Below are 25,727 nucleotides of genomic sequence, written 5' to 3'. Positions count from 1 at the left end.
CCTCCTTAAGCTTCAAATTCCAACTCGGAAACTTCTCTTTTTGCCCTGAAGGGCTGGAAGGGTTTACCTTCACCTGAGTAGAACGTCCCGAAAAATTCAACGTACTGCAGACGGAGCGAGTGGACGAACGCTCCGAGGGCGTTGATGGCGACCGAAAACAGCTGGCCGCCGACAAAGAGGATGAGACCTATGAGTATGCCTATGGGAACGGGACCGATGCTTATGCCCCAGACCATCTGGACGAGGATGTTGATGACCATTGCTATTCCCGCCGTTGCCAGAGCAAGCGCCATGAGCCTTGCGTAGCTGAGCCAGCTACCCACGAAGCCGAAGAAGTCCGAGATGACCAGCAGGACTGCCAGTGCTCCGTTCTTGAGCTCGCTGAGTATGAAGAGCACCAGGCCGACTCCAAAGAGAGCCTTGCCGGGCATGTCGAGGGACGGGTTCCTGCCCGCGAGGAACAGGAAGGTTATTCCGAGTATTATGAGCATCCATGAGAGCTGGTCGAGTACTGCATCCTTGGTCTCACCGTTCCTGAGCTTAACTATGAAGCCAACCGTGTAGCCTGTGAAGAGATGGGCTATGCCTATCGCCAGGGCCAGCTGGAGCACAACGAGGGCATCCTGGAAGGTGTCCCAAACGCGCGGAACGGTGAAGCCGGCCAGATCAAGGGCGTTGCCGAAGTAGCTGCCGAAGATAACTCCCATCGCCATCGTGAAGAACGAGCTTATAAGCAGGGTGTAGGCGAACTTGTAGGTGCCGTCGTTGAACTTTTTGTGTCCCTTGACAAGGAGGGCCGCTATTATGGCTATTATGAGACCGTACATGAAGTCGGTGAGCATGAAGCCGAAGAAGAAGGAGTAGGTGAATGTTATTATCGGCGTCGGGTCTATCTCGTTGTACTTGGGAACGCCGTACATCTCCGTGAGCATCTCGAACGGCCTGGCCCAGCCGGGGTTCTTGAGCTTTATCGGTATCTCGTCGAGCTCCTCCTCGGTCGGCTCCCTGATGTTGATGTACGCCGTGCCGTTGGTTACCCTCTTGATGCCCTCGAGTATCTTTGGAACGTCGCCCCTGGGAAGCCATCCCGTTAGGGCGAACGTCATGTTGGTCCTTGCCAGCATGGGGAGCACGGTTGACTTGTCGCGCTCGTTCTCCATCAGCTCCTGGTAGAAGACAATGTCCTCGTAGTACTTCTCAGCCAGCATTTCGGCGTCTTTCTTGGCGCTCTCAAGCTCCTCTTTCCTGGCGCGGAGCTTTTCCTCGTAGACCGCTATGAGTTCTCTGGGGGTTCCCTCGCCCTCTGGAACCTCCAGCCTTTCGAGGGAGTGCTTCGCCAAGATTGGATTGGCCTTCTCGTAGTCCTTCTTCAGGAAGACGAAAACCGCCAGAACCTTGTCCTTCAGCTCCTTCGAGACTATCACCGCCCTGTTCTCCGTGGCCTTAGTGACCTCCTCAACGAGGGGCTTGAACTTGTTCCTGTCCACGGTCCCAACGACGATTTCAAGCATGTCGGTGGATTTGAGGTACGAAACGTCGAGGTTGAGCGCCGAGAGGAGCTCCAGTATCGCTATGTCCCCCTTTATCCTCTCAATTTCAGTCTGGGTGGCGGTTATCTTGCCCTCAACGGCTTTTATCTCGGGCTCAACCGTGCTTAGGAAGTCTTCAACGTCCTTTATCAGCCTCTCGATTCCCTCGTACCGGTACTTCTTCCTCGCCTTCTCCCTGGGGAAGATGAACTCCTTTATGCCGCCTCCGCTGGACTTCCGGTAGGCCTTCAGAAAGTCGGCGAGCCTTGAGATTGTTATGCTGTAGGAGGCTGCCTTCCTGTGATACTCGTTGGGAGAATCCTTCTGGGCTATTTTGACGTTCAGCTCCCTTATTTCAACCATACCGTTCTCGTGGAGGTACGTTAGAAGGCTGTCCTTGTAGCGGTTAAGGGTGATGACCTCTATCCTGACCATCTCTTCAGGCTTGAACATCTCAGCTCCCTCTCACGAGCGCTATCCCCGCGGAGATGGCCTTCTCAAAGTTGTTCGTGGCCCTGACCTTTAGCTCCTCGATCTCGGAATCGCCCTCCTCAAGGATCCTCCTGGCCTCCTCCTCACCCTCGAGGCGGGCCTTCTCAATGAGGGATTGGGCGTTCTTCTCGGCCTCTTCAACTATGCTCTTTTCGAGAAGCTTGGCCTCCTCGCGGGCCTTGAGGACTATCTCCTTGGCCTCCTCCTTGGCCCTCTCGATCCTCTCCTCGGCCTGCTTCTCTGCATCAACAATCTGCTTGATGACGTCCTCCATGATTAGCCCCCCAATGACCCGAAAACAGTTGAACCTCACGCCACCTTTGGCTTCCCTAATCGGTTTAAATAGTTTTTGGCCTACAAACCGAGGATTTGACGAGGAAGGAACAAAAATGAACATAAAAGTTGAAAAAAATGTCATATTAATTTTCGTTGCTGGGTTTTTTCTTTTCCAGGAGCCTCTTCACGTCGTCCAGAACGCTGTTCTTGGCAAATATTATAATCTGTCCGCTCTCTGGAAGCTTGGTATCGCCGGATGGGATTATGAGGTTGCCCTTCTCATCGTAAACCGCCACCATGAGCGCGTCCCTCGGCAATTTGAGGTCTTTGACAAGCTTGCCGGCTATTTCGCTGTCGCCGTTGATGCTGAAGCGGACTATCTCGGCTCCCTCCTTCGGGAAAAGCACCCTGTCAAAGCCCGGAGTGACTATGTTCCTGCTGATGTACTCCGCTGCTATCTCCTCAGGCGAAATCACGAAGTCAAAGTAGCGCTTGAGGTCGGTAACCTCCTCAAAGATACGCCTGTTCTGGGGGTTGCTTATCCTGAGTGAAGTCTTTATCTTCGGGTTGAGGTGCTTCGCCAGTATGCAGGCGAGCAGGTTCGCGTCGTCCTTACCGGTCAAAGCCGCGAAGGCATCTGCCTGCTTTATGTTGGCCTCCTCAAGAGTCTTCGGGTCTGTTGCGTCGCCCTCAATGACGAGACCGTTGATGAGGAGGGAGAGCTCCTTTGCGCGCTCCTTGTTCATCTCTATTATGGTGACGTCGTGCCCCTCCTCCTCCAGCATCTTGGCCACGAGGTAGCCGACCCTTCCGGCACCCATTATCACGACGAACATCAGTCCTCACCGAGGAGGTATTTGGCTATTTCAGCGTAGGCCGGTCTGGTTATCAGGATTCCTATCAGCACGCCCAGTATCGTCGTGAAGGCGAAGCCCTTGAGCGTCCCGACGAAGTACACCAGCAGGAAGCTCATGGCAGCTATCGTCGTTGCCGCCGAGGCGAAGATAACGAAGAACGCCCTTCCCATCCTCTTGAGCACGCTTGAGCGCCTGCTTATCTTCGTGGTTTTCTCCCCGCCGAGGAGCTCGTCGGTTATGACTATCTGCTGGTCAACGCCCGTACCTATTGCCGCGATGATACCGGCTATACTCGGGAGGTCCAGGTTCCACCTGATAAGTGCCGCGAAGCCCAGGATGATTATCGCCTCAAAGAGGCTGGTTGAGGCAACGGGGATGGCTATCTTCCAGTTCCTGTAGTGGAAGTAGACGATGAGGAGCACAGTTATGAGCGCGCCTATTCCAGCATAGACGGCCTGCGTCCTGAAGCCCTCTCCGAGTCTCGGAGAGATGAACTCCATGCCAACGACCGTGAGCTTGACCGGGAGCGAACCGCTCTTGAGGACGGTGTATATCGTGCTTGCCTCCTGCTCGGCCGTAAGTCTGTCCGGGGCGCTTCCGGTTATCTGGACGTCCTGCTGGGGCTCCCCAACCGTGAGCCCCTCACCGAGGGAGTACGGGCCATAGAGACCGAGAACGCGGACTATGAGGGCGTGGTCGCTCTCGCCCTGGGCTCTCGGGACGTACCTGACGGTGAGGTTCATCCCTTCGAGCTGGGTCTGGAGCTCCTGCGGGACGTCAACGAGGACTATCTTTTCCTTGCCCTGGGCGAGCTTGGCTATCTCGTCGGCGCTCTGGTTGGCGTAGGCGACGACGCTTATGTTGAAGGCCTTAGCTATTCTTTCCATGAGCGTCGGTGCCTCCGGTGCTTCTGCGTTGAACTCCGAGCTGTTCATGGCCTTGTAAACGCTCTCTGGAACGACCATCAGGGAGTTAACCGGCGGGTCAAGGAACATATCAACGGGCCAGCCCTTCTTGCCGTAGGCCAGCTCGGCGAACTTCTCGGCGGCGCTCTTTGAAATCCTGAACGGGACGCTCCAGCTGTTGTCGGGCTTTATCTGATAGATGCCAACGTATTCAACGTCGTTTCCTGTTCCAAAGATCACCCCGCTGAACTCCATATAGAAGACACCCTGGCTCTCAATGACGTTCTTTATCCTCTCCGCTTCCTCCGGCGACGTGACGTTGGCAACCTTGATGAGGACTATCTGGTCTCCCTGGGCTTCAACGGTTATGTCCCTCAGGCCAAGGGTGTTCAGCCTCTTCTGAAGGGAATCGACGACGAGCTGCATGGTCTTGGTATCAACGGGATGCTCCGTCTGGGCAACGAGAGCAACACCGCCGCTTATGTCTATACCGAAGGTGAGGGGTTTGAGAGCGAGGGTCGCTATCGAGCCTACGAGGAAGAGAGTGAGCAGGATTATCCTCCAGTTGAGGAGAAGCTTTTTGGTTCTTCTCTTCATGATTTACCACCCCTGGCTAGGTACCACTCGAGCACGCCCGCGTTGAGAATCCAGGTGTTCATGAAGTCCGCGAGCAGACCGAAGATGAGGACTATGGCGATGTTGTCTATCGTCTGTGAGGTCGAGATTATCCAGAGGATTAGCAGGGCACCCAGCGTTGTGGTGCTCATCGTAAAGCCCGTTGAAACGGCCGAGAGATAGGCCTTCTCCACGGAGTCCTCCTTTCTCCTCAGGAGCTTGGTTGTCAGGAGGATGTTACTGTCAACGGTGTAACCTATGAGCATGAGCAGGGCCGCTATCGTGGCTGTGGTGAGTTCGATGCCGAAGATGCCCATCAGGGCAACGGCTATCGTCATGTCCGAGAGCGCGGAGAATATTATCGTGAGCGATGGCACGAGGTTCCTGAAGAACAGAAAGACCACAACCGCCATCGCGAGGAACGCAAATACCAGCGCCCGTATTCCCTGCTGCTGGGCTATCTCTCCAAAGGTCGGCTGCACCTCGCTGTGTGTGTATTCGGCGTTTGGATATTTCTCCTTCATCACCTCGATTATCTTGAGCGGGTCGGTGCCTATCGGTGCGTAAACCCTGACGCCACTGGCTTCCACGCCGGTGAATTTCTCGACCCTTACCTCCATCCCGATTTTATCGCTTATGTACCTTCCAAGTTCATCAGGGTTTGCGTTCACCCCGTAGGCGGTGACTACGACACCACCCCGGAGGTCTATTCCAAGCGTCGGAAAGTTGACCGCGAGAAGTATCAGTGCTATCACGAAGACCGCAAGGGGGTACATTATCATCTTCTTGTACTCAATCCGCGCTAGAAAGCTCAGTTTTTCCTGTTTCTTTGCCCTTACGGCATCCCCTGCCGCGGGCCTGTACTTCGGTTTGGACTTCGACATACCTTCACCCCTTCGTGAGTTTTCGTAAACTTGTCGTTAGTTGGAGGTATGAGTTTTAAAATTAGTGGTTCACGCTTAAAAACGGCCATCGGTGAGCAGGATTAAACGGAGTGGAGAGGGACTTTAATCCATGAAAGAGCCTTCAAATCGGTACTGGGAGGAATCCACCATAAGCTTTCGGAAAATTTCGATAACGACCAGAACACAAACGTTCAATGCATTCCAGGCCAATTAAGAGCCGTTCAACGCCAGAACAGCCCGTTCACAGCTCTCTACTTTGGGGCTTAACTTTAAAAAGGGTTCGTAATAGGAGCAACAAGAGGTGAGAGCCATGACTGAGATAGAGACGATCGGGTTCCACTACGTTGTTGAGGCTGCCGGTTGCGATCCCGAAATCCTCGGTAACGCTGACAAAATAAGGGAGATATTCCTAGAGGCGGCGAAGATCGGCAACATGGAGATAAAGGCGAGCTACTTCTTCAAGTTCTCCCCCACAGGGGTCAGCGGCATGGTCATCGTCGCGGAGAGCCACATCTCGATACACACCTGGCCGGAGAAGGGCTACGCCGCTCTCGACGTGTACACCTGTGGAACCACCGCCGACCCGGAGAAGGCCGTTGATTACATCCTCGAGCAGCTCAGGGCCAAATACGCCCATGTCTCCGAGATAAAGAGAGGCATAGAGGAGGATGACGACACCTTCACCCACATGATACTGACGTGGGAAGAGGCTCTGAGGAAAAACGGAAAATAATTGCCCATATTTCCCTGTAACTTCTTTCACAAATGTTATATAACCCTTCCCAGTAAGTTCTCCGGGTGCCATCTGAATGGAGGCACGAAATCGCTCTATTAAGGATTGGTTCACCAAGATAAGAACACGACAATTAGTTCTCCCAAGATTTCAAAGATTTGAAGCTTGGGGTTCAAAGGAAATATCGGAGCTACTAACCAGCATTATTCGGGACCTTCCAGTAGGCTCTGCATTGGTTCTTGGTGTTGGGGACAGGGTTCCTTTTGTTTACCGACCTCTGACAAGTGCGCCGGAAGAGGGAGAGAGTATAAATGAACTCCTTCTCGATGGCCAGCAACGCTTAACTGCCCTGTGGAGAAGTCTAAAGGATAACTATCCTGACAAAACATATTTTGTAAAAGTTCCAGGAGAATACAACAGTGTTGATGAGATACCCAAAGATGAGTTCCAAGTGATATACGTTTCAAGATGGGTCCGGAACGGAAAGAGATACCCCATGTGGGTTGAGAATCCTGAGGAGTGCTGGAAAAAGCGACTAATACCGGTAAGACTTCTCGACCCAGAACTCAGAGAAAGAGAATACCATGAATGGGCTGAAAAAGCCACAGATGGAGACGCCAAGAAAATGTTGAAGCTGGTATCGTTAATTTCGAAAATAAGGGAACAGGTAGCTCACTATAACCTCCCATACCTGTACTTACCCCCAGAAACTCCACCAGAAGTGGCCATAGAAGTGTTCCTTAAGCTGAATACCAACATGGCACCACTAAAGCCGTTTGACATCGTGGTTGCCCAGCTTGAAGGCGCCACTGGAGAGTCGCTACATGAACTAATAGGGTCCCTCAAAAGGGAAGTTCCGAGAATATCTGAATACGTTGATGTACCAACCTTTGTGCTGTCCGTTGTTGCCCTGTTTCAGAACAAACCGCCTAATCAACGCGGATTCTTTAGCATCGATTTTCAGAGGTTTGAAGATGACTGGAGAAAAGTAGTGCGCGGGACCAAGTTGCTCGTCCAGTTCTTGGAGGAGGAAGGAATCCCCGACCGCCAAAGACTTCCAACTGAAAGCCCATTACCCGTAATAGCGGCAATATGGGGTGAAGCCCCAGACATCGGAAACGAGGGAGGCAACGTGAGGATAACGCTCAGGGAATACCTGTGGAGAGCGTTCTTCACGGAGAGGTATGACAGGGCTGTCCCCACTGCAATGCTCCAGGATTACAGAGGATTAAAAGCCATGCTGATAAATGAAGAAGGAGACGAAAGCAACGTTCCGATTTTTAACGAAAATTCATATCCTCTTCCGCCTGAAGAGGTCATTCAAACAGCGAGATGGCCAAAATACAGGGATAGACTCGGAAGAGCAATTCTTCTCATATCATTCAGAGGTGGGGCTGAAGACATCTCAGACGGAAGCAGAATCACACCACAGAACATAAGACTAAGAGAATACCACCATGTATACCCTGTGGCGTGGCTTCGCGATAATGGTATCAAAGAAGAGGACGCGTACAGAGCTGTGAACTGCATAATGATAACATGGAAGACCAATCGCAAGATTGGTGCAAAACCCCCTCTTGAGTACTTAACCGAAATCAGCGACGCCATAACTTTGGGGGAGTCCGAACTCCGCAGGCGCCTTATGACCCACTATGTGGACTATGACTTCCTCGTAAGTGAGAATTACGAAAAGTTCATAGAGCAGAGAGCAAAAGATATTGCCAAAGCAATGCAAGAACTCTCAAAAGGGAAAGCATGGCGGCCATAATCACAGAAGCTTTTCTATTTCCCTTATCCTCTCCATCGTGTCGGCCAGAATTCTTCTAACGTTCTCAAGCTTTGCCCTGAGCTCCCTGTTCTCCTCTTCGAGGCCGCTGGTCTTCTCCTCAAGCTCTTTGAGTTTTGCTTCAAGTTCTTCTTTCTCGCGCTTCAGCCTCTCGTACTCCTCTGCGGCAACGAGCTGGCCGCCACTGGTAAGGACTTCAACGTTCCTGACGAGCTCGTCGAGCTTGCCCTGCTTTATCAGCTCGTAGGTTTCTCTGACGAGCTGGCCCGCCTTGGTTTCTCCCTTGAGGTGCTTCCGTATCGTTGCCTCGGTCCTGCCCAGTTCCTCGGCAATCTCGCTAACGGTCATCCCTGCCTTTTCCCTCGCTATGGCTCCAGCTGCAACTGCAAGACTGTCAACCCAAGTCAGCCTCTCTGCAGGGTCCTTTATCAGCTCTATGACCTCGGGCCTGAAGAGGGTCGCGAAGAGGAGAACGCTCTCAAGCCTGTGTATCTCCTCCCTCCCGAGGGGATTCAGTGGAACCTCCATGCCATCACCCCCTTCGTTTTTATTCGGCCTCAACTATTGCCTTTCTCCTGAGAACCTTGTCGGGGTAAACGACGATTCCCTCGTCGGTTATCTCAAAGGGGTGCCTCCTCATGCTGTGACTCGTCCCGCGCATCTTCCAGACTATCAGTGAGCGCTTCAGCTCGCCGTCTATCTCGTCCAGATCGAGGCGGATTATGCCATCAACGCCGTGTTCGACACCGGGCCCGCCGAAGCCCCTTTCGCCAACGCTTATCTGGCTCACGAGAATGCTCGTGACTCCGAGACCCGCCAAAACCCTCTTCAGCTGCATCACGATGCTCCTCGCCATCGCAGGCTTGTTGATGTAGAGCGTCGTTACCGAGTCTATGACGACCCTCCTGGCCCCGATGTCCTTAACCGCCGTTCTCAGGACGTCTATGAACTCCCTGATGTCTGTTAAATCGTGGACTATGTACTTCTCGTACTCCTTGCTCTTGCCTATTCCAGCCGTGAAGGCATCAACCATCGCGAAGAGGCCTTCCTCCTCGTACCTCCTGACGTCCCAGCCGAACTGAGCCATGTTCTGCCTCACCTGAACGGGGTGCTCCTCAAGGGCGACGTAGATTCCGGGCTCGCCCATCTGGAGACCGTTCCAGAGGAACTGCTGGCTGAAGATGGACTTGCCGGTTCCAGGTCCACCGCTCAGAAGAACCACGTTTCTCTCAGGAATTCCCCCGTGAAGAACATCATCCATTCCGGGGATGCCCGTCTTTACCCTCCTGATCATCGGGCATCACCTCCTTTAGTTACCTTTTGTTATCAATATGTGCTACGCAAAAGGCCTTAAAAAAGTTACGGACGGTAAGGAAAAGGTTGTGAATTTCAGCCATGCCGAGGATTCACATCTTTCGTCTCAGAAACTCCCCTATGTCGGTGACGTTCAGGATGAACTTTCTCCGGCTTTCCGGGTTAATCCTTCCGATGCCGAGGAGAACCCCGTTTTCATCGTAGATGACAAGCTTCTTCGTCCCCTGCCAGCTGTACCTCCTCACCCCGCTCCTCGGCACGTCCTTGCCCGTGGTGAAGAGGAAACCGGCCTTCGGGGTAAGCACTGCGTAGTTCCTCTCAACACTCACAAAGTAGAAGAACTCAACGTTGGGATAGAACTTCTCCACCAGGTTGTCCACCTTTATCGTGCCGACGAAGGTCCCGTAGGCGTAGGGCTTAAGCCTTAACCCCTCAATCTCGGCCCAGACCCTCTCATTCACCGCGTAAACGTCCCGAAACTTGCCCTCCACTACCGCGAAGAAATGATGCTCCAGCTCCCCGTACTTCTCGGCCTCGCGGAGGATCAAATCGTACTCCCACGAGGAGGCTCTCCTATACCTAAGCTCACCCTCCATGAACCCACCGTTTGAGAGTCTCCCGCCTTCCTTAAAAGCCTTAGCTCAGCTCGAGTTCGTGAAGTTCGGAGGAGGCACCTCTACCGGGTGTCCTACGACAGCCGTGGCGTTCTCAGGTATGCCACTGCCGGCGTGGACGTAGTAGTCAGCCACTACCCACTGGGCCGTTGCGGCGCTGATGAGCGCTGAGATGCCGAAAAGGGCCACCATCACAGCCGCAGGAAGGGCCGGAAGCTTTTCCTCCATCAGCCAGAGGGCGGCGATTCCGACGAGGGAAGAGATCAGCCAGACTCCGAAGACTATGGGAAGCAAGGGAGTTTCTACACTGGAGATGGTGGAAATCACCCAGGCCGAGCCGAGGGAGCCGATGACGAAGTACGCCGAACCAAAGAGCCTGCCCCTTTCGAGCCTTGGAGAGATTCCGAGGTAATAGAGGGAGGCAATTGCCAGGAGAAAGTAGGCAAAGATTAGGAAGGGCAAACTCCATGCGATTTTGGGGTAGAGGGACTCCGGGACTATGGCCGAGAAGAGTATGGCAGGAAAACCGTAGAAGACCAGGTTGATTACCAGCTGGAGGGCGAAACAGCCGAGCAGGAGGATGACCTTCCAGTCCCTCATGTTTAATGATAGTCGCCGGGAATATATCTACCTTTCGAGCTCATCCATGAGCCTCGCGAGGCCCTCCATGTCGGTCCTTTCGAACTTCCTCTCAAACTCAAGACCGAGCTCCGCTATCTCCTCAGGCGTTATCTCAACCTCCGGCTCTTCGGCGTTTATCCCTGGACAGCTCTCGTCGTAGTAGAGCCACAGTTCTTGCCCCTTGTAGTGGAAGGGCCTCTCACCCTCGACGCCGAGGGGCTTCCTAGATACCATGAAGGGGTAGATGCGGCAGATTATCGGGTTGACGTCGTGTATCCTGCACTTCCCTGTCTCAGGGTCGTGGAAGACGCATCCCAGGTCCCACTCCCTCACCGCGAGGACGAAGCGGATTTTGTTGCCTTCGATGGAGAATGTCACGAACTCCTCGGGGTCGTACCCGGCCCTCGCTATCCTCTCTATGTCATCAAGGGTGAGGTAAATGTGCCTCCCCATGCAGCAGTCGAGGCAGTAGAGGCACCTGAAGGGCACTGGCCCTGTGAAGGGTCTCGGTTCGAACCTCATGAAATTCCATTCAGAAGAAAGGTTAAAAATGCATCGGAATATCCTCGAAAACTATTCGACGAAAGCTTTTTATCAGTTCGAAGTGGATACCTTATTTGCAAAAGGCGTTTTGGAGGTAGTACCTATGGATGATGTTAAGGAACCTTCTGGGGTTGAGGAAGGAAAGAAACCAATGACCCCAGAAGAGTATGAGGAGTACAAAGAGGAGATGGCAAAAAAGCAGATGGCCAGCGTGATGGCCCACTGGCCCTGGTATCTGATACTCGGTATCGTGCTGACCGTCCTTGGTATCGTTGGCCTGGGAATGCTCCCGTTCGTAACGCTCGCCAGCATATCCGTCTTCGGAGTGTTCCTGATAGTCGGCGGTATAATGCTGATATTCGCCGGTCTCTTCGGTCGCGGCGAAACCGGTGGCACGAGGATATTCCAGCTACTGCTCGCGGTTCTTTATCTAGCCGTGGGAGTCACCATGATTGAGGAGCCCCTTCTGTCAGCCCAGATACTGACCTTCATACTCGGCGGGGCGTACTTCGTCTTCGGTATCATCAAGGTGCTGATGGGCTTCAAGGTTCAGAACGGCGGAATCGTCATATTCTCGGGCGTTATAGACTTCTTCATCGGCGCCATGATCCTCGCCAACTGGCCCGAGTGGAGCCCCTGGGTCATAGGAATCTTCGTGGCGGTGGAGCTGATAGTGGCGGGTGCAAGCTTCATAGCAATGTCCCTCGGGGCGAGGTCGATGAAAAACAACCCCGAGCTTCAGGTTTGATCCCCCTTTAACTTTTTCCGTAGGCAACCTTAAAGGCACCCCAGTCGGTCTTTTCGCCATACGTCACTGTGAAGTTGACCAGCTCGTACTTTTCCGGCTTCCCCTCAGGCTTGTAGAATATCAGGTGGTAGCCGCTCTCGACGTACCAGTAGAAGGCGCTCGTTATCATGAAGAGGTACTTGGGAATCGCGAGTTCCCTGACGCACCTCTCACTCACGACGTACCTCTGGCCGTCCCAGAAAGCCACGTCCGCACACCAGCCCGGCGTCTGAATCCTGAGCAGCACGGAGTTCCCGTAGTCCTCACTGCCCTTGAGGATGAGGTGCTCCCCCATGTCCACGGCGTTCTGCCAGCTGTGATTGCCGAGGGTTATGTTTTCAAGCAGGATTATCTGGCCCTTCGGGGCTGCGACTCCGTAGGGGACGGATTTGTGAAAGATTATGGGGCTGAGAAGGTAATAGAGAACCACACTCGACACAACAAGGATGATGACGAGAATCTTGAGCCTGCTCTCGGTCTCGTAGGAAAGCTTCATACAATCACCCCTTGAAGCCCACCTTAAAGGCTCCCCAGTCCGTCTTCCCGCCATATGTGATCGTGAAGTTCACCAGCTCGTCCTTCTGAACCTCACCGTCCTTGTGCAGGACTATGACATAGCCCGATTCGAGATACCAGTAGAGTATCTCGTTTGCCTCGTGGGTTGGGAGCCTCTTGAAGGCGTACTGACTCATCTCGATCTCCCGCGCGCACTCGTACTTTCTCTGCCATCCGCTGGACGAGCCACCCCAGACCCAGAGGTCGATGCACCAGTCTGGGGTGGTGACCCTCATCGTCAATGTTTCACCCATGTCATCGTTGCCCTTGAGGACGAGGGCGTTGTTGCTGGAGGTGAAGGGAATCGCGTTGGTGTAGCTAACCCCGTCCAGGGAAAAGTTCTGGGCGAGGATTATCTGGCCCTTGGGTGCAGCGACGCCCCAGGGGTTGGTCTGGTGGCTCAGCAGGGGATAATACACAATCATAAAAATCGCAATTCCAAAGATGAGGGCAATTATGAGAACCTTGATCCTGAAGCTCGTCTCGTAGGACAGCGACCGCCTACCACTACCCACTAAAAGTCACCTCACTCCACGATTGTCCATCAGTGTTTAAAAGTTTTACTGCATTGAAAAAGTTTTGGGTTTTAGTTACCTTTTCATAGAAAAGTTTTTAAGCACTTAAAGTTACTTTTTGTGAAAAAATCGGGAGGTGGTTAGATGGAATACGGTGAGCTTGGAAAGAACTGGGTTTGGCTGCTCGGCCTTGGAGTAATATTCATAACACTCGGCTTTGCCGGACTGCTCCTCCTGCCGTTGCTCAGTATTACGAGCGTGGCAGTCTTTGGTGCCTTCATGCTCGTCGGGGGAGCACTTCAGATGGGGCAGGGAATCTTCAAGGCCAGGGAATGGAAGAGCAGAACGCTTCACATCCTGATGGGGCTTATCTACGTCATCGGAGGTATAGCGACGCTTGAAAACCCGGTTCTGGCCACGACGGTACTCACACTCGTCCTTGGGTTCTCGCTAATAACAATAGGCGCGATAAGGATCGCGGTGGCCCTGCAGAACAAGGAGGTTAACCAGTGGGCTCTCATGACGCTCTCTGGAGTTCTGAGCATCTTCCTCGGCTCTATGATAGTCCTCCAGTGGCCGTGGTCGAGCCTCTGGGCGATTGGCCTCTTCGTGTCCCTCGACCTGATAATGAGCGGCGCCAACTTCATAGCCATAGCACTGACCGCCAAGATGTCCGGAAGCGCTGTCCCAGCGAGGGGGTGAAGGGGCTGATAGCCCTCCTTTCCCTTATTCTGGTCATAACTCTGTCCCTGATAATAGTCCGAATCGGGGCGACGGCCCTTGAGATGACCGGCCTTTCTAAGGAAGTCGCATCGTTTCAGGCACAGTCGGCCTTCTCTGGCACAGGTTTCACAACCAGCGAGAGCGAGTACGTGGTCTCCCATCCAGCAAGAAGGAAGATAATAAGGACGCTGATATTCCTGGGGAGTGCGGGCATTACCTCGGCAATGGCCACCCTGGTACTGACGTTCCTGGGAAGGAGCCGGGGAGAGGCAACGGGCTACCTGGTGATCCTCGCGCTCAGCCTCGGGGGACTTTACGTCACCTTCACATCAAAAAGGGTTGAGCGCTGGATGAAAAGGTGGATCAGGCGCTTTCTCAACAGGGCCTTCCCGGAGCTGAGGGTCTACGACTACACCCAGTTGCTGGGAATAACCCATGGATACTCGATATCCCAGATCCGCGTGAAGGAAAACAGCTGGCTCGCCAACAGGACGCTGAGAGAGCTTGAATTGGACAGAGAGGGAATACTCGTCCTGGGAATATACAGGAAAAAAGGCGATAGGGAGGTTTACATAGGCGCACCCAGAGGGGACACCCTTGTAAAACCGGGCGATGTTCTCGTCTGCTACGGGCCAGAAAAGGTGCTCCTTGAACTTTCCAGGAGAACGACGGGCAAAAAGGGCGATAGGGAACATGAGATGGCCGTGAAGGAAGCGGAAATAAGAAGGATACATGAAGAACTTGAGGCCTAGGTGTTCAGATGTGCGTCGAACTTCCTGCTCTTTTTGTAATCCCCATAGCTTTTGTCGAGCCTCTTGGCGACGTAGGGCCCGTTCTTCCGGTAGCCGAACTTTCTGTAGTACTCCCTCACGCCGACGCCGCTTATAACTAGCATCTTCTTGACGTCAAACTCTTCCCTTGCTATCCTCTCGGCCTCGCTCAAAAGCTCCCTTCCGTAACCGCGGTGCTGCCACTCGTACCTCGGTTTACCGCCGATGGGCACGAGGGGACCGTAAACGTGGAGCTCCCTGACTATAGCGGAAGGACAGCAGTTTATCTCCTTCCTGTGGGCTTTCTCGCTCGGAATTCTAAGCCTCAGAAAGCCTATCAGGATGTCGTTCTTGACGTCCTCGAAGCTCAGGAAGATTTCCCTTCCGCCAGATGCCTCGTAGTCCTCGCGGAGGAGCTTTATGTGCTCCACCTCGGGCTGGATTCCAAACTTCTCCATCATGTGGCCGACTTCTCTAAAGCGGATTTCCCTCGGCCTTATACCGCGCTTTATCAGCTCGTTGAAGACCAGCTGTCCGAGGTTGGAGTGCTTGACGCCGTCAACAATGAGCTGGACGGGAATATCGCGCTGGATCCTCATGACGCGAACCCACTTGGGGAAGAGCTTGTAGGCCTCGACAAGGAGCTCAACGGCCTCCTCAGTGCGATAGGGACGATATTTACCCTCCTTCCACCAGCGGTAGAGGGGAGCGTCTTTGGTTACGAGCGTTGGATAGATCTTCAGCATGTCAGGGCGGAACCGGGAGTCTTCGAAGATAGCTCTAAAGGTGTACAAATCCCTCTCGAAGTTGCTCCCAGGAAGGCCGGGCATTATGTGGTAGTTGATTTTAAGGCCCGCATCGCGGAGAAGTTGAGTGGCCTTAACTATCTCCTCAACGCCGTGGCCGCGCCTGGTTCTCTCATGAATGAAGTTGAAAATCGTTTGAACGCCGAGCTCAACCCTCGTTGTTCCGAGCTTCAGCATCCTGTCTATGTGCCTCTCAAAGGCCCAGTCGGGGCGCGTCTCTATCGTAAGCCCGACCATCCTGACCTTAGCCCTCTCGTTCCTCCTCTGCTCGTCCTCAAGGTAGTAGTAGGGCTTTGCGTGCGTCTTAAGCCACGCCCCCCTGAACTTGGGATCCTCCTCAAGAACGGACTCGTCTCTTTTCACTATCAACCTGACGAGCTTCTCCTCAAGGTTCTCTATATCCCTAAAGTGAGGGAAGTCGTTCATCGCCTTGAAGGCCTCTTTAACGAACCACTCCTGATAGTCCAAGTCAACGGCCGGGAAGGTTCCTCCCTGGATTATGACCTCGACCTTGTCCACGTCGTGCCCGATGTCAGTGAGCTGCTTTAGGCGGCGCATCATGATTATGTAGGGGTGGTAGGCGCTCTGAACGGCCCTCAAGGCTGAAGGCTCCCTCCCGGTGTAGCTCTGAGGCGAGCCAACGCTCGGACCGCCCGGACAGTAGATACAGCGCCCGTGGGGGCAGGGAAAGGGCTTGGTCATCATGGCAACTACCGCAACGCCGCTTATCGTCCTCGTCGGCTTCCTTCTGAGCAGTTCCCTGAACTCCTCGCGCCTCTCCTCCGGAATGGCCTTCAAGATGTCCGAGTTGCCGGGAATCTTGGATAGGTGATACTTACGCGAGACCTTGATCTTCCAGCGGTTGAGCTCCTCCCGGCTCTTAATCTCACCCGACATAACCAGTCTCGCGAGCTCCTCCACAGCTTTTCTGAACCTCTCCTCCATCTTCACACCTCTCAGCCAATCTAAGGCGGGGTTTTAAAAGGGTTTGCAGGGCATATTCAGGTAGTGAATTATTCAATAGGTGAAACAATTGGGTGATAACCATGAACCGCGACGAGCTTGTGACCTTCCTCGACGGGTACCTGAACATCTCCGCTTTCCCGGATAAGTCGAGTAACGGCCTTCAGGTCGAGGGTAAGGAGGAGATAGAGAGGGTGGCCTTCGCCGTCGATACGACGCTGAGAACCATCGAAAGGGCCATCAAGAGCGGAGCGGAGATGCTGATAGTCCACCACGGCATGATATGGGGCGGTCTGAACTACATAACCGGGGTTCACTACAAGCGTTTAAAGGCCCTCATAGAGAACGGCCTGAACCTCTACGTCGCCCACCTGCCCCTCGACGCCCACCCGGAGGTAGGAAACAACGTTGGACTGTTGCAGCTCCTCGGACTCGAGCCGAGGGGGCCCTTCGGGGAGTACAAAGGGCTGAGCGTGGGCTTCTACGGCGAGTTCGAAGAGGCACAGCCGATCGAGAAGGTGGCGCAGATGATAGCCGAGAAGCTCGACACGACCGTAAAAACCTACGAGTTCGGGGAGAGAAACATCAAAACCGTTGGAGCAGTGAGCGGGGCCGGTGCCTTCGCTTTGGAGGAGGCCTACCGGAAGGGGATTGACATCATCATCACGGGCGAGTTCACCCACGCGGATTACCTGACGGCCGTTGATTTACCCCAGAGCGTCCTCGTTGCGGGCCACTACAAGACGGAAACCTTGGGCGTCAAGGCGCTGATGGAGCTCATCAGAGAGCGCTTTGGATTGGGAGTTTTCTTCATAGACGAACCTACCGGGCTTTGATGCCTTTTATTTTCTCTCTGAATTCCTCAGGCTCAAGGACTCTCAGCTCAACGCCGAGCTCAAGTGCATACTCCTTTATCCAGCCGAGGGGAGGTGCCTGAAACGGATACACCACCCATAGCTCCGAAAATCCTGCACGGGAAGCCTTAACGATGTTGTAGAGGAGTCTCTGGCGAATCCACTTGTAGGAGTTCTCGAACTCTATGGCGAGCAGCTTCTGCCCTCCGTTCAGTATCGCAAGGTCTATCCTCGTTCCGTCTGCGGTTCTGTACTCTTGAATGGCGGTGAATCCCATTCTACCGGCTATTTCAGCTGCTTCCCTGGTTAGGGCCTTCACCCTGATTTCAACCACCCAAAAAGTTTTTGAATCAGCCGAGGCTCTTCTTCACCTCGGCTATAGCCTCTTCCGCCTTCAGCGGGTTCTTTATCCTGCCCTGCGCCAGTTCCTTCCTTCCGCCGCCTCCACCGCCGGCGACGCTTGTTATCACCTTCGCGAGCTCTCCAGCCTTAAGGTCGAGGCCATCGCCCACTGCAACGACGAAGTGCCCCTCCCTGCTTATGAGAACTACTACTCTCTTCTCCTTCCTGAGTCTGTTTGCCGCCTCGCGGAGGTCGTCCATGGTCCCTTCAACGACCGCACCGATGAACTCCACCTCGCCGACCTTCTCAGCTTTGCCCTCAAGCTCGTAGACGAGTAGCTTCGCCAGCTCCTTCCTGAGCTTCTCTACCTCCTTCTTAGCTTCCTTCCACTCGTTGAAGAACCTCTCCGCCGTTTCAGGAACCTTCTCCGGCGGCACGCGGAAGATTTCAGCGGTTCTCTTGAGCAGTCTTTCCGTCTCCTGCATCCAGTTAATTGCAGCTTCTCCAGCGGCGAAGATAATCCTCTCAACGCCGTCCTGTATGCGCTCCGTTCTGAGGATTTTAATCGGGCCTATCAAACCTGTGCTCGGCAGGTGCGTTCCACCGCAGGCCTGGACGTCCCAGTCCTCTATCTTGAGAACCCTGATGACCCTTCCCGGAACGACACCACCCTGGTAGAGCCTGAAGCCGTACTTCATCTCCGCCTCAGTCCTCGGAAGCCACTCCCACGTTACCTTCCTGTTCTCCATCACAACCCTGTTGGCGAGCCTCTCAATCTCCCTGAGCTCCTCCTCGGTTATGCGCTTGTAGTGGCTTATGTCGAGCCTCGCCCAGTCGGTGTGGAGCTGGCTTCCAGCTTGCCAGACGTGCTTTCCGAGAACCCTTACGAGGGCACCCATGAGGACGTGCGTCCCGGTGTGGTGGCGCATGTGCTGTATCCTCCTCTCCCAGTCGAGCCTCCCGTGAACCTTAGCTCCGGGCTTGAAGGGCTCCGGCCTCTCAACCCTGTGGAGTATGACCTTCCCGACCTTCTGAACTTCAGTAACCTTGACTTCCTCCCCATCAACCACAAGAACGCCGGTGTCGTAGGGCTGGCCGCCGCCCTCAGGGTAGAAGGCCGTCTGGTTCAAAACCACCCAGTCCTCTATAACCCTGAGCACCTCGGCATCGAACTCCCTCATGAACGGGTCCTCGTAGTAGAGCGTCCTCGTCTCTGGAAGGTCCTTGACGAGTTCGAAGTCAACGACATACTTGACGGCCTCTTCCTTCGCGGTCTTCTCGGCATCCCTGGCGACGAGGGTGTAGAAGTTGTCGGGGATGTTAACCTTAACCCCCTCCTCCCGGGCCACTTCCGCCACTATCTCCGGGGTAAGGCCGTGGCTCTCGTAGAAGAGGATGAGCTTTTCGAGGGGTATCTCCTCCTTGCCGGACTTCTTGAGCTTGGCTATCTCGCGCTTCACCAGGTCGCTTCCGCGCTTGAGCGTCTCATGATAGCGCTTCTCCTCGACGCTTGTGATGTCGAGGATTACCTCCTCCATCTCCTTGAACTCCGGAAACGTCGGCGAGAGCTCCTTGATGTGCATGGCGACGATTTCAGCCAGCGGTATTTCAAGGCCCAGCTCGCGGAGGTGCCTTATGCTCTTCCTTATGAGAAGTCTCGCCAGGTAGCCGGCCTTGACGTTAGAAGGAATTACCCCATCGGCGAGCATGAATGTTAAAGCCTTCGTGTGGTCTGCTATGGCGTAGATCAGCTCGTAGGGCCTGATCGCTTTCTCAAGCTCCTCAACGCTTATGCCGACGCGCTTGGCAACCTGCTCGCGAAGATAGCGAAGGTCGCCCATGTCCTCGATGTCGAACATTCCAGCCAAGCGGGAGTTCTCCATCAAAATGCGCTCGTCTATCTTTTCAACCCCTGCCATCTTCTTGAGCGGCTCGACCACGTAGCCGAGGACGGCGTCGTAGGCCGTTGGAGTGCCCTGGCTCATCCATACGAGCCTCTCAAGGCCGTAGCCGGTGTCAACAACGCGGGTCTCCATCGGGACGTAGTAGTCGCCCTTTATCTCCACCACCTGGCTCGGGTCGGCGTTCTCCGGGGCCTTCTTGTACTGCATGAAAACGAGCGTGGCAACCTCTAAACCGCGGTAGAGCACTTCGAAGGCCGGCCCGGCGTTTCCCCCACCGGCCCAGGGGTTCTCCTTGAAGGTTATGTCCTCACCCTTCATGCCCAGCTCCTTGGTGAAGAACTCGAAGGCGAGCTCTACCGTCTCGTCCATCCAGTATATCGGCCTGCCGGGGTAGTTGAAGGCGTGGTGGGCCATCATTTCGAAGATCGTGAAGTGCCTGCCGGTGATCCCGACGTTGTCTATGTCTGTGAACCTTATCGAGGGCTGGCTTATCGTGAGCGGGTTCGCGGGCGGGTCGGCCTCGCCACTGATTACCCAGGGCTGGAAGTCCATTATGCTCGCTCCAACGAGGAGTACATCATCTCTCCAGCGCGGCAGAACGGGATAGCGCTTCACCCTGCCGTGGCCGTGCTTTTCAAAGAAGCTCAGGAACTTCTCGCGCATCTCTTCGAGGGTGTACTTCCTCGGTATGCCCGGCTTTCCTATGAACTGATATTCGTCACAGGGCGGGTCGCCGCAGGTCTCCCTATCCGGGTCGAGCGTCCAGAAGAACTTCCCGCACTTCGGGCACTGCTTTCTAATCCATCCTTCCTCCTTAAACATCCTGGTCGTCATATCCATGCTCATAATCCTCACCTTCTTACTCCTAAGCCTATCCTACGGTGATGCTAAAAAAGACTTTCGTTTGAAGTTCATTCCTCCCCTTCGGCGCTCTTTTCCTGGAAGTGATAGAGCACCCCCTCGTTCAGGAAAAAGTATACACCCTTTTCGGCGTCGTGGATGACCCTCTTGTTCATGTCTATTGCTGCTTCAACGAGGTCCGTGAGAGAGGCCAGTTCTATTCTCTTCGCGGGAAGGCTCTTGGGGAGCTTTCCGGAGCTTATCCACTTGGCGAGCTTCTTCCTCTCCCTCTCGGCCATCAGCTTCTCCACGCTGTACGCATCGGGGTCAAACTTCCAGCCTATGAGAACGGTGGCAGCTGCGAGAACTCCAAAGAGCACCGACAGTGACAGGAACAGAGCACGCTTCCCCTGATTTACAGCCCGGGTCTCGGTAACAGTTTTGGTGAACGTCTGGGTACCGTTCTTTGACTCACCTTCAATTTTGTAGAACCCCTCGTAGGGGAAGCTTATACTCCCCCTGAACTCCTGAACCCCTTTCACAGGCTTTCCGTCAACCGTACCGGAGTACCTAATTTTTCCAATGACTTCTACTCCAGTGCTCTCCCTCGGAAGCTTCAGGATGTTCCTTGCCATCTCTATGCGGTTGAAAACGTCGCTGACGTTCAAAAGCAGGTGATCCGTAAAGAACCACCCTGTTGAGGAGTTGGAGACCGAGAGGTAGGTTTCCTCAATCACCCTCTCCTTGTCGTAGGAGATGTAGTAAACCACCCGCATCTCCCGTTCAAACTTGAGATTAACGTCCTTTCCACTCACGTTGAAGCTCAACGCAATCTCCGCCACGGGCATTATGGAAACGGGATATATCGGGAGCTCCACCCTTTTTCCGAGATCCCATATCGGGTTCGGACGGCTCACAACACCCTTTCCGGCGATTTCACCGGACCAGTGGTACAGTGTCTTTGAAACGGTGGCCTTCGTCGTAACCGTCGTCGGGGTTGTACCATAGACGTAGCCAAAACCGGCCGCCAGAAGCAGGAAGATCACGGTTAAAGGAATCCAGCGCCTTTTTACCATGGAGAGCAGATTATACTCCCAGAGTTCCATGGTGCCGCCTCCTTACCCGGCTCTTTATGTCCGGAAACTCCCTTACCCACAGGGGGAACGTTACGAGCGTTAGCAGGAGTGATATTATAACGTTTAGCGATTTGAGTATAAAAGGGTTGACCTCGTAGGCGCGAACTAGCCACATAACGGGAAGAACCGAGCTAACGGCGATTTCATAGTTTCCGTCGTAGGTCTCACCAGGAGGGAGGTAAACGTAGTCCGGCACGTCGTCTCTGAGGAGAAGAACGGGAAGCCCACCCGAGTTGATAACCCCTGAGGGAGTTCTCTCAATGGATGGGTGAAAGAGCAGGGTCAGGGCTACCAAGGAGATGACGAATATCGCAGCCATCCTCCCCGGCAGAATTTCTTCCACGGCCCTCGATCTCCAGCGTTTCAGTTTCTCTTCCATCCTCTCGATCCTTGGGGAGTAGTTCCTCAGATAGACCAGCTCACTGTAGAGCACGATAAGGCCCGGTAGGACTATCAGAAAAACGTACGTCAGAAACTTGACCGTCCTGTTGGGATTGTGCCTCGTAAGATAACCAAGGTACGGGAGAGAAAACACTGCCTTCCCGACGACGTTCTCCAGAGGAACCAGATAGGGGTCTCTGTCCTCGTTGTTGTCGCCCTTCGTTTGGAAGTACGTCCTGCTCCCGTTATGGATAACCTCAACGACCCTGTGGGTTACCAGCGTTTTCTCGTCCTTAGCGTTGGGGGGATGGAAGGCAATAACGTCCCCGACTGTGACTGCGCTCGGTTCAATCTTCTCGATGACAACCATATCTCCGGGGTTGAAGAGGGGACTCATACTCCCGCTGAGAACCACAAGGAGGTCAAGCCTACCCAGACTGGGCAGGAGAACGATAGCTGGGACAACGAGGATTAAGAGCACGAGGTATTTTACCCTCATCCGCTACACCCACTTGAACTTGACACAGGGTATAAAGTATATGTCCTCAACGTGGTCATCGAAGATGAAGGTTATTTCAAAGACCGGAGAGATTATCGATTCAAAGCCAAGCTCAACACTGTGGTACCCGCCCCCCAGCGTCACCCCAACTTCAACCTCCGCGGGGGATGTGGAGTTGGACTCAAACGTTCTGTTATCTATCTTCAGATAGTTAAGCTTTCCGCCGCACCACCATCTCACGATGATTCCCTCAAGAACCACGTCCCTTCCATCGTTTTTTATGTAAATCCCGTCGAGGACAGCCTTGTTGCACACTTCCCTAAAACATTGGGGAGCGTGCTCAAGGCTTTTCGGGTTTTCCTTCGCCCTGGACATGATATCATTCAAGCCGGACGTCCCTGAACCTCCGCAGTGATGGCAGCAGGGGACGTGGCAGAAGAACGTAAGGGTGGCGTTTTCGTACAGGACGGTGACGCTGGAGGGCGGGATCGCGGCGGCCAGTTCAGCGGTTATAGTCTCGGTATCGGAGAAATAGGAAAAAGACGCCTGGGAAACGTAGAGAGAAAAGAGGGCAACGAGGAGGGATATGAGCAGGAGCTTCCTCATTTCACCTCACCACCAGCGTCGAGACCAGCGACAGGAACATCACGAGTGCAACGGCCAAAAGGCTCAGCTTTGCTGCGAGCTCGATTGCCTTAAGCATCTCTTCATAGCTTATCTCCCTAACCGTGAGGCGCTCGGCCAGCGCCACTATCCTGGAGGAGTTTGAGACGGTGAAATTCGGAATACTGAGCCTTGAACTCACCCTCTGGGATTTGAGCATGTTCTGATCCCCACCCACCAGGGGAGATTCCAAGGGAGCGTTTTGGCTGGCCCCCATCATCAGGGAACTGTAGAGCAGGAAGCCCATGAGAACAAAAAGAAAGACAATGGAGAGCGACCTCATCGGCCTTCGACCTCATGGTTCATTCTGCAGTAACCTTACGTGCACTGTCATCTCACATACATCCCCTTGCCAATAGCTCTGCGAATGGTCCAGCCACATTACCTCGAAGTCCCCCATTGAAAGAGTGGTATGAGGTTGGTTGAGATAGTATTCATTCACACCAAGACTGCCATCTAGGGCTTCTGGGGCTGTGAGACCCACGAAGTGCATCTGACTAAGGTTGTATAGAGAAATGCTGTCTCCTGGACTAAAAAGTGCCTTCGACGCATCATCGAGATAAGTATATCCAGTTAGTGTTAACTTACCCTGATTTATGAGAACTTCAGTAGTTCCATGGATGTACTTTAGGTATCCAGTTTTGATCTCTCTTAGCATCATATAGGCACTGGCATCGTCTTTCCATGTGTCAGATTCAGGACCGGGGTTAAATCCATTGGTCACATTTCCATCATCGTCCTCATGGCACTCAAAGGTGAACCAAATCTCCACGCTGGCATCTTCATACGAACCGTTATTGAATATGTTTATGTGCTCCTGTCCTACGATATATCCGCCATTCACCCCGGGGGAAACACCGGGGGCCAGTAAAAAGTACCCCCACTGTGCGTTTGGGTCCCACGTGCTATCAGTAAGTACTAGATCCAGAGTATGGGTGGTCAAATAGTTCCCGCTGCTGGTCTCAATGTCGTAGAACTCTGCCCACGTACCGTAGCCTATCCCTGCCACTATAAGGCCGATGAGGAGGAATGTTGCTGCAATGCTCCGCATCTCTGGTCACCCCTGTAAAGAAGTAAATAGAGCGTCAAGGTTCATTCTGCTTGAGGTAGAGGCCAAAGTTGAAGGTGATCTCGTCTCCCTGAATATCGTTCCCAGCTTCGTCATAGGGTATCCAAGCGTGTACCTTTATCTCCTCTGAAGTTCCCCCGGGCAGTGAACCAAGCTCCAACTTGGTGTCAAACCCCTTGTGATGCCAATTGCTGAGAGTGTCATTGAACTTAAGCTCACCGCCATACCAGACCTCCACATGGATAACGTCTTCAAGAGTTTGTCCCCCATTTGTCTCAGATTCTGGATTGACGCCCTCATCCAAACTCCAGTTCACCCACAAATAGAGGGTTCCGCTAAGTTCTCCTTCATTTTTTACGTATAGTGACTGCATTCCACTGTCCCACCCAGGATACACAGTCCCCATGAAAACATTTTTCCAGTCGTCTGGAACAGTATCATACCATGTTGAACCATCAAGGCTCAATTGGAGATCCATGATTGTCGTGGTCAAGTAGTTCCCGCTGCTGGTCTCGGTGTCGTCGAAGTACGCCCAGGTCCCTGCTCCAATGCCGAACAGAACAATCCCTACCAAAACCAAACTTGCCAACATCTTCATTTCCCAACACCTCCGGAAGGGGCCCTTCATACCAGGACCCTTAGTAAATATTGCCCTCCCGATATTTAAGCAAGAAGAAACGTTCTTCCTTAGTGAAGTTACGGAACTATGTTACGGAACAGAGGTCAGGTGATTTGAGAACTGATTGGAGTCTAAAATGCCTTTTCCATACTGAAAATGTCCTCCAGCTCACGGGCTATGGTGAAGAACTCTCTGAGAAAGGCCTGTCCCTTGTCCGTGGCTTTGTAAACCCGCCTGTTGTTCTCAACAACCTCAACGAGGTATCCCTTCTTTAAAAGATACCGGATGTATCCCGTGGCAAGCTTGAAGTTCAGGTTGGCCCTATAGACGATCTGGGTCTTGGTTGCACCGGTTCCGTTCGTCGAACGGAGGATATCGGCTATTATCTCAACCTTTGACCGCCGCATACCGGACACCTCACAGGTGCAATCGAAGACATTTGAATTCAATGGATTATACAAAACAGATTGTGGCATGTTATTGTTACGCTATCTAGACTAGTTTGTCATGTTATTTAAGCTTTGCGTATCTCGTAACTATTTGAACCCTTTTCAAGTTCTCACGTACCGAAGAAAAGCCTAATGTTGAAAAGAATATAACAAAGTTTGCCGAAAAATGATACACATTTGTGTAACCTTACGGAAACAACAACACCGTAACCCTGTTACTGAACAATATTACTTCAAACATAACAAAACTTTGTAGTTATTCCAACAATTTACCGAGGTGTGGGAGAAGGACATACCCTGTAATAGGTGTCACACATCGTCCGTCTCTTCGTCGTTCAGTATTATTATCGGGAACTTGATCTTCTTTAACAGTTCTACCATTCGGTTGTAGGTACGCCGTTGAACCTCCAGTCTGTGCCTCAAACTCGCGTTCTCTATCGCGAGACGGTTGGCCTCGTCCACCTTCATGTTGAGCTGCATGCGGAGTTCAATTATCTCGTCCTCCAGCTCCCGTATGGAGCGTTCGAGTCGCTCAATTTCCTCCAGGTATTCCCGGCAGAGGCGCTTCCTTATCATCTCGGTCAGCCCCGCGAAACCTCCTCACCGATCAGGGGGCTCCAGACTCATCATCCCCTATAATTAACGCACCCAAGCTCATAAGC

29 protein-coding genes are annotated in these 25,727 nt (G+C 53.4%); 6 read left to right on the top strand and 23 right to left on the bottom strand.

All coding sequences use genetic code 11. The annotated features are described in order from the left end of the window. Positions 1-5: 5 nt before the first annotated feature. The 5 genes from E3E37_RS07645 to E3E37_RS07625 all read right to left on the bottom strand — a co-directional run bounded on the left by E3E37_RS07645 (position 6) and on the right by E3E37_RS07625 (position 5,558). The gene (locus E3E37_RS07645) at positions 6-1,982 is read right to left on the bottom strand and encodes a V-type ATP synthase subunit I (protein WP_167716177.1); all 1,977 of its coding nucleotides are present in this window, start codon (positions 1,980-1,982) and stop codon (positions 6-8) included. A gap of 1 nt (position 1,983) precedes the next feature. Continuing rightward, entirely contained in the window at positions 1,984-2,295 is a 312-nt protein-coding gene (locus E3E37_RS07640) for a V-type ATP synthase subunit H (protein ID WP_088865637.1), read from the bottom strand. Positions 2,296-2,440: 145 nt separating this feature from the next. After that, positions 2,441-3,133 (bottom strand): TrkA family potassium uptake protein, encoded by a 693-nt coding sequence (locus E3E37_RS07635; protein ID WP_167716175.1) that lies wholly within the window; start codon positions 3,131-3,133, stop codon positions 2,441-2,443. Further along, entirely contained in the window at positions 3,133-4,656 is a 1,524-nt protein-coding gene (locus E3E37_RS07630) for a preprotein translocase subunit SecD (protein ID WP_167716174.1), read from the bottom strand. The genes E3E37_RS07635 and E3E37_RS07630 overlap by 1 nt, the downstream gene beginning before the upstream one ends. Continuing rightward, positions 4,653-5,558 carry a protein translocase subunit SecF gene (locus tag E3E37_RS07625; protein ID WP_167716172.1) on the bottom strand — a complete coding sequence of 302 codons (906 nt, stop codon included), beginning with the start codon at positions 5,556-5,558 and terminating at the stop codon, positions 4,653-4,655. Before E3E37_RS07625 ends, E3E37_RS07630 begins: the two co-directional genes overlap by 4 nt. 331 nt (positions 5,559-5,889) lie before the next feature. Between E3E37_RS07625 and speD the strand changes: the two genes are divergently transcribed. Both speD and E3E37_RS07615 read left to right on the top strand, forming a co-directional pair. After that, the gene (gene speD / locus E3E37_RS07620; RefSeq protein WP_167716433.1) at positions 5,890-6,312 is read left to right on the top strand and encodes an adenosylmethionine decarboxylase; all 423 of its coding nucleotides are present in this window, start codon (positions 5,890-5,892) and stop codon (positions 6,310-6,312) included. Between the two features lie 76 nt (positions 6,313-6,388). After that, positions 6,389-8,080 (top strand): DUF262 domain-containing protein, encoded by a 1,692-nt coding sequence (locus E3E37_RS07615; protein WP_167716170.1) that lies wholly within the window; start codon positions 6,389-6,391, stop codon positions 8,078-8,080. On the opposite strand, the gene E3E37_RS07610 is transcribed toward E3E37_RS07615, so the two are convergent. The 5 genes from E3E37_RS07610 to E3E37_RS07590 all read right to left on the bottom strand — a co-directional run bounded on the left by E3E37_RS07610 (position 8,081) and on the right by E3E37_RS07590 (position 11,169). Beyond that, positions 8,081-8,626, bottom strand: a complete 546-nt coding sequence (locus tag E3E37_RS07610; RefSeq protein WP_088865632.1) for a hypothetical protein — start codon at positions 8,624-8,626, stop codon at positions 8,081-8,083. Positions 8,627-8,645: 19 nt separating this feature from the next. Next, complete coding sequence (locus E3E37_RS07605; protein ID WP_088865631.1) at positions 8,646-9,392, bottom strand: KaiC domain-containing protein; 747 nt, start codon at positions 9,390-9,392, stop codon at positions 8,646-8,648. 112 nt (positions 9,393-9,504) lie between these two features. Then, the gene (locus tag E3E37_RS07600; protein ID WP_088865630.1) at positions 9,505-10,008 is read right to left on the bottom strand and encodes a PUA domain-containing protein; all 504 of its coding nucleotides are present in this window, start codon (positions 10,006-10,008) and stop codon (positions 9,505-9,507) included. A gap of 45 nt (positions 10,009-10,053) precedes the next feature. Next, the gene (locus E3E37_RS07595) at positions 10,054-10,626 is read right to left on the bottom strand and encodes a hypothetical protein (protein WP_167716168.1); all 573 of its coding nucleotides are present in this window, start codon (positions 10,624-10,626) and stop codon (positions 10,054-10,056) included. 27 nt (positions 10,627-10,653) lie between these two features. After that, entirely contained in the window at positions 10,654-11,169 is a 516-nt protein-coding gene (locus E3E37_RS07590) for a YkgJ family cysteine cluster protein (protein WP_167716165.1), read from the bottom strand. Positions 11,170-11,293: 124 nt separating this feature from the next. Between E3E37_RS07590 and E3E37_RS07585 the strand changes: the two genes are divergently transcribed. Beyond that, complete coding sequence (locus E3E37_RS07585; RefSeq protein ID WP_088865627.1) at positions 11,294-11,938, top strand: HdeD family acid-resistance protein; 645 nt, start codon at positions 11,294-11,296, stop codon at positions 11,936-11,938. Positions 11,939-11,945: 7 nt separating this feature from the next. Here E3E37_RS07585 and E3E37_RS07580 read toward each other — a convergent pair whose 3' ends face one another. Together E3E37_RS07580 and E3E37_RS07575 are read right to left on the bottom strand one after the other, a co-directional pair. Next, positions 11,946-12,473: a hypothetical protein gene (locus E3E37_RS07580; RefSeq protein WP_167716163.1), complete on the bottom strand. Its 528-nt coding sequence runs from the start codon at positions 12,471-12,473 to the stop codon at positions 11,946-11,948. Positions 12,474-12,477: 4 nt separating this feature from the next. Further along, a complete protein-coding gene (locus E3E37_RS07575; RefSeq protein ID WP_371731701.1) occupies positions 12,478-13,047 on the bottom strand; it encodes a hypothetical protein in 570 nt (189 codons plus the stop codon). A gap of 144 nt (positions 13,048-13,191) precedes the next feature. On the opposite strand from E3E37_RS07575, the gene E3E37_RS07570 reads away from it, so the two are divergent. Further along, positions 13,192-13,749, top strand: a complete 558-nt coding sequence (locus tag E3E37_RS07570) for an HdeD family acid-resistance protein (protein WP_167716161.1) — start codon at positions 13,192-13,194, stop codon at positions 13,747-13,749. 5 nt (positions 13,750-13,754) lie between these two features. Beyond that, entirely contained in the window at positions 13,755-14,522 is a 768-nt protein-coding gene (locus tag E3E37_RS07565; protein WP_167716429.1) for a TrkA C-terminal domain-containing protein, read from the top strand. On the opposite strand, the gene E3E37_RS07560 is transcribed toward E3E37_RS07565, so the two are convergent. After that, a complete protein-coding gene (locus E3E37_RS07560; protein ID WP_167716427.1) occupies positions 14,519-16,291 on the bottom strand; it encodes a tRNA uridine(34) 5-carboxymethylaminomethyl modification radical SAM/GNAT enzyme Elp3 in 1,773 nt (590 codons plus the stop codon). The genes E3E37_RS07565 and E3E37_RS07560 overlap by 4 nt on opposite strands. A gap of 101 nt (positions 16,292-16,392) precedes the next feature. Between E3E37_RS07560 and E3E37_RS07555 the strand changes: the two genes are divergently transcribed. Then, on the top strand, positions 16,393-17,145 hold the full coding sequence (locus E3E37_RS07555; protein ID WP_167716159.1) for a Nif3-like dinuclear metal center hexameric protein: 753 nt from the start codon (positions 16,393-16,395) through the stop codon (positions 17,143-17,145). On the opposite strand, the gene E3E37_RS07550 is transcribed toward E3E37_RS07555, so the two are convergent. The 10 genes from E3E37_RS07550 to E3E37_RS07505 all read right to left on the bottom strand — a co-directional run bounded on the left by E3E37_RS07550 (position 17,132) and on the right by E3E37_RS07505 (position 25,641). Continuing rightward, complete coding sequence (locus E3E37_RS07550) at positions 17,132-17,497, bottom strand: hypothetical protein (RefSeq protein ID WP_371731699.1); 366 nt, start codon at positions 17,495-17,497, stop codon at positions 17,132-17,134. The two genes, E3E37_RS07555 and E3E37_RS07550, sit on opposite strands and share 14 nt — an antisense overlap. A 16-nt stretch (positions 17,498-17,513) precedes the next feature. Continuing rightward, positions 17,514-20,255 carry an alanine--tRNA ligase gene (alaS, locus tag E3E37_RS07545; RefSeq protein WP_167716157.1) on the bottom strand — a complete coding sequence of 914 codons (2,742 nt, stop codon included), beginning with the start codon at positions 20,253-20,255 and terminating at the stop codon, positions 17,514-17,516. A 65-nt stretch (positions 20,256-20,320) separates the two neighbouring features. After that, the gene (locus tag E3E37_RS07540) at positions 20,321-21,355 is read right to left on the bottom strand and encodes a DUF5305 family protein (protein WP_167716154.1); all 1,035 of its coding nucleotides are present in this window, start codon (positions 21,353-21,355) and stop codon (positions 20,321-20,323) included. Beyond that, complete coding sequence (locus tag E3E37_RS07535) at positions 21,336-22,265, bottom strand: signal peptidase I (protein ID WP_167716152.1); 930 nt, start codon at positions 22,263-22,265, stop codon at positions 21,336-21,338. The genes E3E37_RS07540 and E3E37_RS07535 overlap by 20 nt, the downstream gene beginning before the upstream one ends. A gap of 3 nt (positions 22,266-22,268) precedes the next feature. Beyond that, positions 22,269-22,871 carry a SipW-dependent-type signal peptide-containing protein gene (locus E3E37_RS07530; RefSeq protein ID WP_088865618.1) on the bottom strand — a complete coding sequence of 201 codons (603 nt, stop codon included), beginning with the start codon at positions 22,869-22,871 and terminating at the stop codon, positions 22,269-22,271. 1 nt (position 22,872) lies between these two features. Further along, the gene (locus tag E3E37_RS07525; protein WP_088865617.1) at positions 22,873-23,211 is read right to left on the bottom strand and encodes a hypothetical protein; all 339 of its coding nucleotides are present in this window, start codon (positions 23,209-23,211) and stop codon (positions 22,873-22,875) included. Between the two features lie 12 nt (positions 23,212-23,223). After that, entirely contained in the window at positions 23,224-23,979 is a 756-nt protein-coding gene (locus E3E37_RS07520; RefSeq protein ID WP_167716150.1) for a hypothetical protein, read from the bottom strand. A gap of 34 nt (positions 23,980-24,013) precedes the next feature. Beyond that, entirely contained in the window at positions 24,014-24,595 is a 582-nt protein-coding gene (locus E3E37_RS07515; RefSeq protein ID WP_167716148.1) for a SipW-dependent-type signal peptide-containing protein, read from the bottom strand. Between the two features lie 152 nt (positions 24,596-24,747). After that, positions 24,748-25,023: a winged helix-turn-helix domain-containing protein gene (locus E3E37_RS07510; RefSeq protein WP_167716146.1), complete on the bottom strand. Its 276-nt coding sequence runs from the start codon at positions 25,021-25,023 to the stop codon at positions 24,748-24,750. 351 nt (positions 25,024-25,374) lie between these two features. Next, on the bottom strand, positions 25,375-25,641 hold the full coding sequence (locus E3E37_RS07505) for a hypothetical protein (RefSeq protein ID WP_088865613.1): 267 nt from the start codon (positions 25,639-25,641) through the stop codon (positions 25,375-25,377). Between the last annotated feature and the right edge of the window lie 86 nt (positions 25,642-25,727).

Source organism: Thermococcus sp. ES12, from assembly GCF_012027515.1.
Taxonomy (GTDB): domain Archaea; phylum Methanobacteriota_B; class Thermococci; order Thermococcales; family Thermococcaceae; genus Thermococcus; species Thermococcus barossii.
This window is presented reverse-complemented; position numbering and strand designations above follow the sequence as displayed.